The sequence below is a fragment of the Hydrogenophaga sp. genome, assembly GCF_019635465.1.
Classification (GTDB): Bacteria; Pseudomonadota; Gammaproteobacteria; order Burkholderiales; family Burkholderiaceae_C; genus Hydrogenophaga.
Genome location: NZ_JAHBZK010000001.1, coordinates 78,819 through 92,914, shown reverse-complemented (window position 1 = coordinate 92,914; position 14,096 = coordinate 78,819). Strand labels below are relative to the sequence as shown.

General features: G+C 63.5%; 14 protein-coding genes. 13 read left to right on the top strand and 1 reads right to left on the bottom strand.

The window, feature by feature from the left end; genetic code table 11:
* Nucleotides 1-6 precede the first annotated feature (6 nt).
* Nucleotides 7-972, bottom strand: coding sequence for a helix-turn-helix domain-containing protein (locus tag KF871_RS00540; RefSeq protein WP_291136717.1), 966 nt, complete (start codon nt 970-972; stop codon nt 7-9).
* A 197-nt stretch (nt 973-1,169) separates the two neighbouring features.
* On the opposite strand from KF871_RS00540, the gene KF871_RS00535 reads away from it, so the two are divergent.
* The 13 genes from KF871_RS00535 (at nt 1,170) to KF871_RS00475 (ending at nt 13,644) form a co-directional block, all read left to right on the top strand.
* On the top strand, nt 1,170-2,366 hold the full coding sequence (locus tag KF871_RS00535) for an amino acid ABC transporter substrate-binding protein (RefSeq protein WP_291136715.1): 1,197 nt from the start codon (nt 1,170-1,172) through the stop codon (nt 2,364-2,366).
* Between the two features lie 161 nt (nt 2,367-2,527).
* Nucleotides 2,528-3,430 carry a branched-chain amino acid ABC transporter permease gene (locus KF871_RS00530; protein WP_291136714.1) on the top strand — a complete coding sequence of 301 codons (903 nt, stop codon included), beginning with the start codon at nt 2,528-2,530 and terminating at the stop codon, nt 3,428-3,430.
* Nucleotides 3,427-4,455 (top strand): branched-chain amino acid ABC transporter permease, encoded by a 1,029-nt coding sequence (locus KF871_RS00525; protein WP_291136712.1) that lies wholly within the window; start codon nt 3,427-3,429, stop codon nt 4,453-4,455. The genes KF871_RS00530 and KF871_RS00525 overlap by 4 nt, the downstream gene beginning before the upstream one ends.
* Complete coding sequence (locus tag KF871_RS00520) at nt 4,445-5,248, top strand: ABC transporter ATP-binding protein (protein ID WP_291136710.1); 804 nt, start codon at nt 4,445-4,447, stop codon at nt 5,246-5,248. Before KF871_RS00525 ends, KF871_RS00520 begins: the two co-directional genes overlap by 11 nt.
* Complete coding sequence (locus KF871_RS00515) at nt 5,245-6,060, top strand: ABC transporter ATP-binding protein (protein ID WP_291136707.1); 816 nt, start codon at nt 5,245-5,247, stop codon at nt 6,058-6,060. Before KF871_RS00520 ends, KF871_RS00515 begins: the two co-directional genes overlap by 4 nt.
* Nucleotides 6,061-6,085: 25 nt before the next feature.
* Nucleotides 6,086-7,540 (top strand): aldehyde dehydrogenase, encoded by a 1,455-nt coding sequence (locus KF871_RS00510; protein ID WP_291136704.1) that lies wholly within the window; start codon nt 6,086-6,088, stop codon nt 7,538-7,540.
* A 2,161-nt stretch (nt 7,541-9,701) separates the two neighbouring features.
* The gene (locus KF871_RS00505; RefSeq protein ID WP_291136701.1) at nt 9,702-9,857 is read left to right on the top strand and encodes a hypothetical protein; all 156 of its coding nucleotides are present in this window, start codon (nt 9,702-9,704) and stop codon (nt 9,855-9,857) included.
* Between the two features lie 141 nt (nt 9,858-9,998).
* Entirely contained in the window at nt 9,999-10,274 is a 276-nt protein-coding gene (locus tag KF871_RS00500; RefSeq protein ID WP_291136698.1) for a hypothetical protein, read from the top strand.
* A gap of 608 nt (nt 10,275-10,882) precedes the next feature.
* A complete protein-coding gene (locus tag KF871_RS00495; RefSeq protein WP_291136695.1) occupies nt 10,883-11,119 on the top strand; it encodes a hypothetical protein in 237 nt (78 codons plus the stop codon).
* Nucleotides 11,120-11,692: 573 nt separating this feature from the next.
* Complete coding sequence (locus KF871_RS00490) at nt 11,693-12,379, top strand: penicillin-insensitive murein endopeptidase (RefSeq protein ID WP_291136692.1); 687 nt, start codon at nt 11,693-11,695, stop codon at nt 12,377-12,379.
* Between the two features lie 128 nt (nt 12,380-12,507).
* Nucleotides 12,508-12,966, top strand: a complete 459-nt coding sequence (locus KF871_RS00485; RefSeq protein ID WP_291136689.1) for a hypothetical protein — start codon at nt 12,508-12,510, stop codon at nt 12,964-12,966.
* Between the two features lie 119 nt (nt 12,967-13,085).
* Nucleotides 13,086-13,283: a hypothetical protein gene (locus KF871_RS00480; protein ID WP_291136686.1), complete on the top strand. Its 198-nt coding sequence runs from the start codon at nt 13,086-13,088 to the stop codon at nt 13,281-13,283.
* A gap of 37 nt (nt 13,284-13,320) precedes the next feature.
* Nucleotides 13,321-13,644 carry a hypothetical protein gene (locus tag KF871_RS00475; protein WP_291136683.1) on the top strand — a complete coding sequence of 108 codons (324 nt, stop codon included), beginning with the start codon at nt 13,321-13,323 and terminating at the stop codon, nt 13,642-13,644.
* The last annotated feature ends 452 nt before the right edge of the window (nt 13,645-14,096 follow it).

Here is a 14,096-nt window from a genome sequence, read left to right as displayed (position 1 = left end):
CCGGCCTCAGGTGGCGCGATGCTGCTTTGAGCGCTCACGAAACGCCGACGGTGTCTCGCCTGCGTGCTCACGGAACACACGGCTGAAATGCGCCGTGTTGTTGAAGCCCCAGGAGAACGCGATCTCGGTGATGGTGCGGCTCTGCCCCATCGGGTCGGCCAGTTCGCGCATGCAGGCCTCGATGCGTTGGCGCTGGATGTAGCTGGCCAGCGTGTCGTCCTCGGCGCTGAAGGCCTTGTGCAGGTGGCGCTTGCTGCAGTTCATCGCGTTGGCGATGTGATCGAGCGAGAGATCGGGGTCACGCAGGTGGCGACCGATGTGCACGCGGATGCGGTCGCGAAAGGCCTCGACCTGCGTGCGACCGTTCTCCTTGCCAGACAGCTCCAGCAGCGACAGCCGCACCAGCTCGACGATGAGTTCGCCCGCGCCGCGCGCGGCGGCTTCGCTCATGCCGGGCAGCTCCTGGTAGGTGGTGCGCATGGTCTCCAGGGCCACGCGCGCAATGCCCGTCACGCCGCCCACGTGGCGCGCCATCAGCGGCTCCAGCGCCAGCCCACGTTCGGCCAGTTGCGCCTTGGGCAGCATCACGATCAGGTGCTCCACCCGCTCGGGGTTGGACACGGCGTAGTGGTCGGTGGTGTCGTAGATGGCCCAGCCGCCCGGGCGCACCCAGGCCTCGCGACCGGCCTGGTGCACGCCCGCACTGCCGCGCCAGGGCGCCACGATCTTGAGGTACGCCCGCTCGTTGGCGCGGGCCTGGCGGTCGCTCTTGATCACGCGGTGGCGGTTGGCCTCCAGCCTCGTGAGCACCACGTCGCCCGCTTGCGAGGCGCTCATGTGGCCGTCGAATTCGGTGTCGCCGTACAGGTCGGAGTCGAGCCCGCCGAAGTGCGTCCACACCCACTCGCGCCAGATCGCGGCGCGCTCGGCGGGCGCCACGATGTCGGTGCTCATGGGATGGGGGGCGCTCATGCGGTGTCTCCGTCGCTGCAGGGGCGTCCATTGTCCGGGGCATGCGGTGCCCCTGTGTCGGGTCGGTTTTGCGGGTAAACCCGCAGCGCGATGCGCGAATGGACAAGCGGGCAGTTCCTCGACGGCATAGCGGCGCGGGCACCGTTTTCCTACGATGCCGGCGTCCGCAGGACACCACCAACACCAGGAGACAAGCCATGGCACAGACCAATCGCCGCGTGATGATCCAGCAAACCGCCGCCGCCGTGGGCGCGATGGCGGTGGCCCCGCAACTCATGGCCCAGAGTGCGCCCGTGCGCATCGGCTACACGCAAGCCCGCACCGGCCCGTGGACCGGCGGCGCGCAGACCAGCCAGGAGCCCAACTACCTGCTGTGGGCCGAGCAGCAGAACGCCGCGGGTGGCCTGGACGTGAAGGGCACGCGCCGCAAGATCGAGCTCATCGGCAGCGACGACCGCAGCGACGTCGAGACCGTGGTGCGCACCTACGAAAAACTCATGGGCAGCGACAAGGTCGACCTGGTGCTGCCGCCCTGGGGCTCCAACGCCAACTTCGCGGTCGCGCCGCTGGCCAATCGCTTCCAGTACCCCTTCCTCGCACCCACCGCGCTGTCCAAGCGCCTGGTCGAGCTCAAGCTGCCGTACTTCTTCCTGTTGCTGCAGCAACCCAAGGCCATGTGCGACGCGCTGGTCGACATGCTCAAGGCCAACGGCGCCAAGAGCGTGGCGGTGGTCTACGTCGATGACCTCTTCGGCCTGGAGAACTACGCCGCATTCAAGGTGGCCCTGCAAGGCACCGGCATCAACATGGTCGAGGACAAGAGCTACCCCGGCGGCGTGAAAGACCTCTCGCCGGTGCTGCGCTCCATGAAGGACAAGAACCCCGACGCCTTCGTTGCGTTCTCGTACCCGCCCGACACCATCCTCGCCAGCCGCCAAAGCAAAGAGATCGGCTTCAACCCGAAGTTCTTCTACGCCTCGGTGGGCACTGCCTTCCCGCTCTACAAGAACGTCATGACGCCGGCCGGCGCCGAGGGCGTGATGGGCATGGGCTCGTGGAACAGCAAGACCAGCGCCGGCGCCAAGGCCTACTTCGACGCCCACGTCGCCATGCACAAGAAGGAACCCGATCGCTGGGCCAGCGGCGCCTGCTGGGCCGGTCTGGAGATCCTCACCAACGCCTGCAAGCAGGTCGGCCTGGACCGCAAGGCCATTCGCGACTACGTGGCCAACACCACCCACAAGACCATCATTGGCGACATCAAGTTCGATGGCAGCGAGAACGTGGGCACGCCGGGCACCGTGGGCCAGTGGCAGAACGGCGAGTTCGAAGTGGTGTGGCCCAAGCAGGTGGCCACCGCTGCTCTGAACCCTTCGAAGCCTTCGTGGAAATAAGGACCACCCCCGCGCCGCGCCTGCGGCGCGTGCCTTGCAGGCCGCGGCATTGCCGGAGTCAATGCCTCTTCGGTCTGTCCGGGCCCGCGCAGGCGGGCCCGGAGCCGCAATCCTCAGCCCCCTCAAGGGGGCATTCATGACAGACCCTTCCCGCTCGTTGCATGTCTTTCTCTGCCTGGCTTGAACTCATTGCCTCCGGTCTCATCACCGGGGGCATTTATGCGCTGGTGGCGCTGGGCCTGAACCTGCAGTACGGGCTCATGCGCATCCTCAACATCGCGCACGGCGAGTTCCTCATGGTGGGCGCCTTCATCACCTGGGCGGTGGCGGCCAACGTCGGCCTGTCGCCGCTGTGGATGATCCCGGTCTCGTTCGGTCTGCTGTTCGCCATGGGCGTGGCGGTGCACTGGCTGTGCTTTCGGCGGCTGACCGCCACCTCGCCCAATCTCGACGTGTTCGAGGCGCGCGGGCTGATGGTGGCTTTCGGCCTGATGTTTCTGGTGCAGAACGCCATCAGCTGGATCTGGGGCGGCGATCTGCGCGGCTACGACTTCCTCACGCAGCCGCTGGCCATTCCGCTGCCGGGCGGGCAGGCGCAGTTCGCCATCAACAAGCTGCTGGTGTTCGGCCTGGCGCTGCTGTTTGCCGGCGCGCTCATCGTGCTGCTGCGCACCACCTTGCTGGGCAAGGGCGTGCGTGCGCTGATGCAGTCGCCGGTGGGCGCGCAGCTGGTGGGCATCGACACCAAGCGCCTGCACCCGCTGATGTTCGGCATCGGCCTGGGCCTGTCGGGTGTGGCGGGTTGTCTGCTGTCCATGGCCTACACCATCAGCCCGTCCATGGGCGAGCCCTACACCGTCACCGCGCTCATCGTCATCACGCTGGGCGGCTTCGGCAGCATGGGCGGCGCGCTGGCAGGTGGCCTGCTGCTCGGTGTCATTGAAGCCATCGGCATGCACTTCACCAACCCCTCGCTCAAGGCCTTGCTGAGCTACATCGTGTTCATCGGCGTGCTGTTGTTGCGTCCCGAAGGGCTGTTCGCGCGCAAGACCAGAAAAGCATGACCTCCAGACAGTTCCTCATCCGCGACCTGCTCGTGCTGTTCGGCCTTACCGGCTGGGCCGTCGCGCTGCCCGGCTTCGCCAGCGACTTCATCGTCTCCATGGCGCTCACCTGCCTGATGTACATCGCCCTCTCGTCGAGCTGGGCACTGTTCTGCGGTACCACGCGCTACCTCTCGCTGGCCACCTCGGCCTTCTTCGGCATTGGCGCGTACACCAGCGCCATCGGCCTCGAATCGCTGAGCTGGCCGGTGGCCATCGCAGCCGGTGCAGGCATTGCCGCGGTGGTCGCCATCGTCATGGGCCTGGCGGTGCTGCACCTGCGCGGTACCTACTTCGCGGTACTCACCTTTGGCATGACGGAGTTGATCCGCCACGCCATCAGCTACTTCGAGAAGAGCGTCACCGGCACCGTGGGCCGCGTGCTCATGGTGGTGCCCGAGCGCGACACCATCTACTTCACCGTGCTGCTGCTGGCGGTGGTGGCGGTGGCGCTGTCGATCTGGATCCGCCGCACCCGCTTCGGCCTGGCCATGCAGGGCATTGGTGGCGACGAGCAGCGCGCGCAGACGCTGGGTGTGAACACGCGGCTGGTCAAGACGGCGGGCTTTGCGCTCACCGCGGCCATTGCCGGTGCGGTGGGCGCGGCCATGAGCGTGCGCTGGACCTACATCGACCCGCACACCGTGTTCAACCCCTTCATCGGTTTTCAAACCGTACTGATCGCGCTCATCGGCGGCGCCATGACGCTGTGGGGCCCGCTGATCGCCGCCATCGTGTTCAGCGTGCTGGCCGAGACACTGCGCCTGCAGGTGCCGCAGGTGTACATGATGTCGCTGGGCCTGCTGCTCATCCTGTCGGTGCTGTACCTGCCGGGCGGCCTCGCCTCGGTGCGCGGCGACACCTTCAGGGGCTGGTGGTGCGACCTGAAGGCCTGGTGGCAGGAGACGAAGGACGACCTCAGTGGCGAGACCGAGCGTCGCAAGCAGCGCGAGAAGAAGCAGCGGGAGGCGCGCCATGTCTACTGATAGCAAGACGCCGCTGCTCGAAGCCAGAGACATCACCGTGCGCTTCGGCGGTCTGGTCGCCGTCGACAACGTCAGTGCCACATTCATGCCCGGTGAGCTGGTCGGCATCATCGGCCCCAACGGCGCCGGCAAGACCACCTTCTTCAACGCCATCTCCGGCGTCACCAAGCCCACCAGCGGGCGGCTCGATCTGCGTGGCCGCAGCCTGGTGGGCAAGGCGCCGCACCGTTTCGCGGCCAACGGGCTGGCGCGCACGTTCCAGACGCCCCGCACCTTTGGCGACATGCTCGTGCGCGACAACATCGCCTTCGGCCTCAAGTTCGCGGGCAAGCGCCGCCGCGAGTACATCCTGTGGGGCGACGAGGTGGGTGTGCCCTGGGTGCTGCGCTCGGCCGACAGCATCCTCGCGCTCATCGGCCTGAGTGCGCAGGCCGACCTGCCGGCCGCGGCCATCACGCCCTCGCAACAGCGCCTGCTGGAGATCGGCATGGCGCTGGCCACGCGCCCCAAGCTGCTGCTGCTGGACGAAGTGGCCGCCGGCCTGACGGAAAACGAAGTGGAAGACATGGCGCGCCTGATCCGCCGCCTGCGCGACGAGCTCGACCTCACCGTGGTGTGGATCGAGCACGCCGTGAGCACGCTGCTGCGCCACGTGGAGCGCGTGATCGTGCTGCACCAGGGCCGCAAGATTGCCGACGACGTGCCGCGCACCGTGATCCGCAACCCCGAGGTGATCGAGGCCTACCTGGGCGACGAGATGAGCGAGAACAGCGAAGCGGAGGCCACCGCATGATGTGGTACCGCGACACCCCCTTCCGCCTGGGCGGCGGCACGCAGGCACACCTCAAGGTGCAGGGCCTGAGCGCCGGCTACGGCGCCTTCCTGGTGCTGCGCGACCTCACGCTCGAAGCGCGCCCCGGCCTCACCGTGGTGCTGGGCCCCAACGGCGCCGGCAAGACCACGCTGCTCAAGGCACTCAACGGCCTCATTGCTCGCCAGGGCACGGTGCTGCTCAACGGCGAAGAGCTGCCCGAGAAGACCCACGAGATCGTGCAGAACGGCGTGGCGCTGGTGGCCGAAGGGCGCCAGCTGTTCCCGCAGATGACGGTGACCGAGAACCTGGAGCTGGGCGGCTGGCTGGTGCCCAAGGCCGAGCGTGCGCGCCGCATCGAACAGGCCTTCGAGCACTTTCCCAAACTGCGCGAGCGCGCCACCCAGCTGGCCGGCACCATGAGCGGTGGCGAGCAGCAGATGGTGGCCGTGGCCCGCGCCATGATGTGCGCGCCGCGCCTGCTCATGCTCGACGAACCCTCGCTCGGCCTGGCGCCCAAGATGGTGGACGAACTGCTCGGCATCGCGCGCCGCATCGCCGACGAAGGCACCACCGTGCTGATGGTGGAGCAGAACGTGAAGAAGGCGCTCGCCGTGGCCGACCGCGGCTACGTGCTCGAGCGCGGCGTGATCGTGGCCAGCGGGCCCGCGAAGTTGCTGGCGCGCTCCACCGTCATCCGCGAGGCCTACCTCGGTGCCGACAAGGACCCGGCCACCGGCACCACCAACGCCCCCGACGCGGTGCAGCGGCGCAAGGCCGTGGCCACCGCCTGAATTCAGACAGACCAAGGAGACCCCCATGTCCGACATGTCCATGCTCATCAACGGCCTCAAGGTGACGGCCGAGAAGGGCGCTACCTTCGAGCGCCGCAACCCGCTGGACGGCAGCGTCGCCACGCGTGCGCCCGCCGCCAGCCCGGCCGACGCCGTGATGGCCGTTGAAGCCGCGGCCGAAGCCTTCAAGACCTGGAGCGAAACCGGCCCCGGCGAACGCCGCGCGCTGTTGCTCAAAGCCGCCGACGCGCTCGAAGCCAAGACGCCGCAGTTCATCGAAGCCGTGGCCGCCGAAACCGGCGGCACGGCGATGTGGGCCGGCTTCAACTGCTTCCTGGCCGCCGGCATGATCCGCGAGGCCGCAGCGCTCACCACGCAGATCTCGGGCGAGGTGATCCCGTCTGACATCCCAGGCAGCCTGGCCATGGGCGTGCGCCAGCCCGCAGGCGTGGTGCTGGGCATTGCGCCGTGGAACGCGCCCATCATCCTGGGCGTGCGCGCCATCTGCGTGCCGCTGGCCTGCGGCAACACCGTGGTGTTCAAAGGCAGCGAGAACTGCCCGCGCACCCACCAGCTCATCGTCGAATCGTTTCAGGACGCGGGCTTCCCTGCCGGCGTGGTGAACTACATCACCAACGCCCCGGCCGACGCCGGCGCCGTGGTCGAGGCCGTGGTGGCCCACCCGGCGGTGCGGCGCGTCAACTTCACCGGCAGCACCAAGGTCGGCAAGATCATCGCCATGACCTGCGCCAGGTACCTCAAGCCCGTTGTGCTGGAGCTGGGTGGCAAGGCGCCCATGGTCATCCTCGACGACGCCGATATCGACGACGCCGTCAACGGCGCCGCCTTTGGCTGCTTTGCCAACAGCGGCCAGATCTGCATGAGCACCGAACGCCTCATCGTCGACAACAAGGTGGCCGACGAGTTTGTGAAGAAGTTCGGCGACAAGGCGAAGAACCTGCCCGTGGGCGACCCGCGCAAACCCGAGCCCGTGGTGCTCGGCTCCGTCATCGGCATGAACACCGTCAACTTCTGCAACGAGCTGATCGACGACGCGCTGGCCAAAGGCGCCAAGCTGGTCTGCGGCGGCAAGAGCACCGACACCCTGATGCCTGCCACCGTGCTCGACCACGTCACGCCCGAGATGCGCATCTACCGCGAAGAGACCTTCGGCCCCGTCAAGTGCATCGTGCGCGTGAAGAACGTCGAAGAAGCCATCGCTTGCGCCAACGACAACGAATACGGCCTGAGCTCATCCGTCTTCGGCAAGGACATCGCCCGCGCCTTCAACGTCGCCCGCAAGATCGACAGCGGCATCTGCCACGTCAACGGACCCACCGTACACGACGAAGCGCAAATGCCGTTTGGTGGCGTGAAGGGTTCGGGCATCGGCCGCTTTGGCGGCAAGGCCGGCATCGCGGAGTTCACCGAGCTGCGCTGGATCACCGTGCAGACCACGCCGCGGCACTATCCGTTCTGAGGAGAGCCCTGGAGGGGGTGAGGGGGAGGGGAGGACGAAGGCCCTGGAGGTGTGCGCTTCCAGGGCCTTTGGTTTTGACGTGTGGGGAAAGCGGTGTGGGGAATGGCGACTTCAGACTGGGGGCGGTCGCGTGGGTTGGCGACTCGAATGTGCGATCTGTGCCACGTACCTGTCGTTCAGCACGTGGCTTCCAACGTCGGCCTATTGCTCGTATCGACGCCATGGCTAGACTTCCGCAATCGGCCAGGAGCGGACCTTCTCAAACACGGTGACGTGCATCCAAAAAACCCAAGTGCGCAGTTCGAGATGCAATCAAGCAGGAACGTGAAGCTGCTTCGTTGGACCTCGTTAGTGCCAATCCGGAAGTCATACAGCAAATGACGCCGTTGGGATGACTGGCTTCATGTTGCCGCAAACTACGGGCACGTTGACGTACTAAGTACCTCGTAGAGCTGGCCTCGATGTCAATCAACGAGGAGGAACATTCGAGAGGGCACCGCCTTGAAGTTGGCAACTTCGGCGGGGCACTTAGAGCGGTCAGGATTCACTTGGCGTGCGGCTCTGTGCGCGACGTTAGCGAGCCAGAAAATCCGTTGTTTGAGCGTTTTCGGTGGGCAGCGCGTCTGTTGTGGAGTTCCTCCTGCAGCAAGGCATAGACACTCTGCAACATACAGGCGGTTCATTGCAGCGCGGACGCCAAGGCGTTTGCGGAGGAACGCGGTCAGGTAGCTATCGCTGACTTGATTCAGCGCATGGGATAGCCCGTCATCGGTTTTTCTGCAGGGCCACTGACTGTCCGCTCAGGGCCCAAAGCGGAAGTTCGCTAAGGTTCTTTTTCAGTCAGGACAAGCGGGGCGCGACGCCCATCCCCGAGGCTGACGGGAAGCCGGTCAGCGCGCAGGCTCACACACTGGGAGGCGACGATTGAAGTTCACCTTGCTCGTTGACCGAGTAAATAAGCGTGCGGCGAGAAGACTTTCAGCAAGCAGGCATTCTCGTGGAATGGCTCGGTCAGATTCGTCTCGCACGGACAACCGTCCAATAGAGAAGTGAAAGCGCCACCATATACGGTTCGAGCGATCAACATCATGGAGGTGTTGTCTCTGTAATGAACCAGAGGCTTTTTAATCCCGTCTCTCCTGGCACGCTCCTCCCATCGTGCTGAGACATCAACGATATGGAGCATTGGCGATCATTTCTTAGAAACACCCAGTCGCCGGGAAAAATAATTGGTAGAAGAGTTTCTCTTGCGCCAAGAAATGCTAGCGGCAGGACAGGGAGGAGAAAGAGCAAAGTTTCTTGCTAGGCAGCGCCGTCTTCAGGTCTTATCTCCAACGTCCGCATCTGGCCGATGGCGCCATGCTAACTGAGGCAGTGATGGTCCCGTAGCGGCATCAGTGGCGGAGGCTGAACTACGCCAAATTAGGTAGAACGCCAGCGCCCACAAGGCCGTGAAGGGCAAATACGCCCAAGCTCTCAAAGTAGTAGACCACGCATACTGAGTGGGAATGCCGTCTTCGTAGGTGTTCACATAGGTTCCATGCCAGTTGTTGCCGGCGGAATAGCGGGCGAAAGTTTCTAGGCCAGAAGAACCCGATAGGCGCGGCACCAAGCATTGCTCCAGTCCCCCAACAGTTGAGCAGTTCGCCCGTTTTTCAAGCGCGTAGAGGCGGGTAATGGCTCTGGGATGACGACCGTCAAGCTGACCCACTACTACGCCACCACTCTCCCAATCCCGCCTAGTGGACCACCTCCCAACACGACCGGCAACATCGAGAGCCAGAAGGACCAGCGGCTGCACGCACGCAACCGCGCCTAGAACCTGGCGCGATGATTCGCATGCTCCCTCCGCATTGACGTCACCTCTGGCCGAATGCGTCATGCTAACCGGGTGTGAACAAGGTTCGTGAGGTGACCTCTCTCAAAACGCTCAAAGCACGCGTTGAAGCCCCCTCGCCTCCTAAGGGAAGCGGTCGCAAAAAAGGAATCAAAGTGAGCTCTGTGTTTACAGTCACAAGTGCAAGGTGCGGCGCCTTCCATCGGGGACGTCCAAGAGCTATCGCTCTAAGAGCCGGCTCACGTCAAACGTTATGACCTGCCCCGCCAGCCGTACCATTCTGAAGTTCGTGAGATTGCGTCAACCACCAGGAGAATGACGGACATGAAGAAGAGCAGATTCAGCGAGGAACAGATCATCGGGTTCCTGCGGCAGGCCGAGGCCGGCATGCCGATCAGGAGCTGTGCCGCAACGGCGGCTTCAGCGATGCCACCTTCTACAGAGTGGCGCGCCAAGGTTCGGCGGCATGCAGGTCTCTGAAGCGCAGCGCTGCGCGAGCTCGAATCGGAGAACGCCAGCTCAAGCGGCTGCTGGCCGAGCACACACGGACATGCACGCGCTCAGAGGGCGCGTTCTGGGGGGTAAGCGCTAGCCCCACAGGAGCGGCGCGAGCGGTGCGGCATGGTGAGCGAACACCATTTGTCCGAGCGCCGCGCGTGCCGTCTTGTGGGGCTCTCCCGCGACAACTACCGCCATCCACCGCAGCCCGACCAGGCCACGCTGGATCTGCGAGAAGATCGTGGGGTCGCGCACGTGCGCCGCCGCTTTGGCTATCGGCGCATCCATGACCTGTTGCGTCCGCAGTTTCTGGCGTCAATCACAAGCGCGTGTACCGCCCTGTACCGGCAAGCCAACGGCCGTGCGCCGACGCAAGAAAAACAAGCGGCCCGTCAATGAGCGCGTGCCGCTGCAACGGCACGCACGGTCCAGCAGGTGTGGGCACGCCGGACGCGAGCGGCACAGCCTCGCGGGCGGGCGACGGTTAATTTTCACGGTGGGCGGATGACTTCAGCCACGAGAGCGTGGAGATCGCGGTGGACTTCGGCATCTCGGGTAGTACGTCACGCGCGTGCTGGACCGCGCTGCGCTGTTTCGTGGGTATCCACAGGATCGTTGGCACCGAGCAACGGGCCAGGTTCACCAGCCGAGCGTTCATGGCGCGCGGGCGCAGGCACACGGTATCCGCCATCTCATCGCACGGTCCATGCAGAACGTGGCTACATCGAGAGCTTCAATGGCAAGTTCCGCGACGAGCGCACTTGAACGAGTGCTGGTTCCAGGCCCTGCACCCAGGGGCCAGAGTGGCCGTGGCTGCTGGCGCACGGACTGCGAGGTCAGGCCGGCAGCCTGGGTCGCATGCCACCAGCACCTTCGCCGGAACTGCATCGCCGGGCATGGCGATGCAGCTCAATTCCCATCGGCCCCCAACACCATCGATTAACCTTCGCCGCGGACTTCCGCTGCTCATTGGTACGTCTACAGGGGGCAGGTCGGTTAGGCCGCACATGAAACTGTCCATCAATGTTCGGCGCCTCGTTGCTGTGACGATTGGCTTCGCGGCTTTCATGGCGGTGTCGCTGCTGGTGGTCTACTTGGTTAGCCTTCGCCCAACCCAGGCACAAGAATGCGAACAGAAGTGCACCATTGCAGGCAAGGCCGGAATGCTTCTCTACAAGGGTCCGCCGTCGTCAAAGGACCGCAATCCGCTCTATGACTCCTTCAGCGAATGCGAATGCCGCTAACCCAATGCCTCTCGCAGGCCGCACATGCCGCCACCACCTATCCCCGCGTCCCTCGGTCGCTTGCCGCCGGTGCTTCAACGAACCAAGTGGCTGCTGTGGCACGCCAAGTGGCTGTTTGCAAGCTATGCGGTTGCATTCGCGCTTTTCGTGCTTGCCGCCGTGCTAACCATGCCGCTTCTCGGATTCGGTTTCTTGGACTGGTGGTTCACTCATACTGGGACAGTCGCCATGGCGGCAACAGCATTCGCCGTGTCTCCCTTCGTCTACAAGCATCTAAAGTGACAGGCAACGCGGGCTCTGCGGCGCCAAGCGAGTCCAGCCGCTGCGCTAACGTCCGCGCTACCACAGCGTCGTCTACTGATGTTCTCCCCCGCAGGGCATCAGCCACGAACTGGTCATGCTATCTGTGCCCGTCGTCTCGTGCTTGCACCGCGAGTGCGGCCTATCCCTTCGATCGAGAGGTACTGTCCCCGGCGGGGCGCCTTGGCCGCGAGGCGCTCGCTGTCTATCATCCGCCATGCGGCCAAGGCGACCCGCCGGCACCGACCCCTCAGCTCAAACGTTAGACCGCATTTGAACCGCCGCATCCTCGCCTTCGCTGCAATCCTGTTGCCGCTCCAAGCCGCGGCCGCAGAGAGTCAGTGCTACGGCACAGTGAGTAGCGGGCGCATCGAAGGCAGCGTCAAGCTTCCTCTCGATGGCCCCAACTTCTCCACTTACAGCACGCTCGCTGCCACTGCCGGGCGTACTCACGTTCACTCCAAGGTCGCTGCCATCATGGAGGTGAGCTACAGGGCGCTTGCTACTGCCAGCCCGAACACTCGCTATGTGTACGGCGAAACCGGCTGGCCCTCTGGCGGTCGGTTCAGACCTCACCGAACCCATCAGAACGGTCTGTCGGTTGACTTCTTTGTCCCTGTGCGGAATGGCAGAGGTCAGTCCGTTCCTTTGCCCACAAACCTCACGGACAAGCTGGGGTACGACGTGGAATTCGACCAGGACGCCAAGTACGGCGAATACAAAATTGACTTTGAGGCACTGGCTGAACACCTCTATCAACTCGATGTCGCTGCCAAGGCCTTGGGCTCCAAGTTGGCGCTGGTGATCTTCGACTCCCAGTATCTTCCCCGCTTGCTTGACACGAAGCGCGGTGCTTACCTCAAGGAGAATCTGCCCTTCATGAAGGGCAAGCCTTGGGTTCGTCACGATGAGCACTACCACGTGGACTTCGCGGTCCCGTGCAAACCCAATGCGGCCTAACCCTACGCTGGAGCCGACTCGCACCTACATGGCACTTGGCCCGCTTCCCGGTCCGGTCCATCATCCGTCCAGCGTGCCAAGCGCCACTCCGGTGCTCTCGCCTCAGCTCAAACGTTAGGCGTCAGAGCATGGGCTTGTTGTCTCGGGTGCTGTTTGGAAAACCCCCTCGTCGAATTGAACATCCGGTGTTCGGCGAAGCCCTGCTTATGGCGGCCAAGCATCGCTCGTACTGGGAGGTCGAGACTGAAGTTCATGGCAAGCCATTCACGGTTGCAATCGAGACAACGGACGAACAAGAACCGAGCCATGTACAAGCCGAGTTCTTCAAGAAGTATGCAGAGAACCAAGATCTGGCGTTTCAAAGAGCATGCGGGCTCCTTGTTCCCGAGTACGAGAAGTGGGTGCGCGAGCCATTCCCAGCGAACTGGCGCGAAGGTTTCGCGTTTACGAGCATGACAGTGCCACTCGAAGGCAACGAACTGCTCCCTTGGGATCTTTCGTTCGAATGCCTCAAGGACCGTGGTGGCCACCTGTTCACCTGCACCTTTGAGAACGGCAAGCCAAGTCAGCTTCAAGTCGATGGCTAGCCGCAGGCAAGAGCTGACGCTCACCAGCCGTACCAGTCTGAAGTTCTTGATGTCCGTCAAGGGCCTAGTTCGACCTCAGCTAGCATGGCGGTCATCGGCCAGAAGCGGACATCAAGCGTATGACTGCCAACCAAATTATTGCTGTACTTCTTGCTGCCTTTGGAGTGTTTGTCGGACTCGTGGGCGACATAGAAGTTGGCAGGCCCCTCGGCAAATTTGGTCGTCTCTTTTCATTCCCGCTTGGCTATGTGAAACGCTGGAAGTACTTCTGGGCACTCGTCCTCGTCGCAGTTGCCACACGGTTGTATTTTCAATAGCGTCGGTATTCGGCCAGATGCAGAACTTGACGAACTCATGATTGAACTCGAACCAAGTGAAGCTTTGACTCAGGTAGTCTTCGTTCACGACTACATCCAGCTGGTCTTTCACGGTCTGACTCTCTCCCTTTATGGGACCATTAGCGTCGTCTCGAAAGACGAACAGCTTGAACGAGCAAGTTCGGGCTTCTGCGACCGCCTCGTGGGCCTTATAGGCCAGCGCGCAACTGCGGCAACGGACCTCCCAGAGAACGAACTCAACCTGCGCTTTGAGTCTGGTGTGAGCATCCAAGTGAGGGCCGGGGACGGTCCGGAGACTTGGGAGCTGCACCGCGCGGGTTTGATTGTTGTGGGCCGTTAGCGGCCAGAAGCGGACATAAGCAAGGGGAGGTTCAATGAAATCGGGAGCGAGGGATACGTTGAGCGACTGGACTCTGTCGAGGCCAACGACGGGAAGTCCAACTCATGGGTGAGTTTCTTCGAGCCATCTGGCCACTCGTCTCTGCGGTTGTTTTTTCCCTGTTGCTCATAAAGGCGCTGACAAATTCACATCAGGGCAAGTCGCTTCTGCCTCGTCGCAAGCGTTGCAACTCGTGCGGGCACGATGGGAAGACTGTGCTGCACACCCAGGGCTCTTTGCTTGTCGAGCTGGTTCTATGGGCTATCGCAGGTCTGGGCGGCATTTTGGGCATTTTGCTTGTTGGAACGTTGGGCGTATTTGCGTTCGCCTTTCTTTTGTTGGCCGCCCCGTCAGCAATCTACTCAAACATGCGCTTGGCGACCCGACACAGCGTGTGCGCCAAGTGCGGGAGC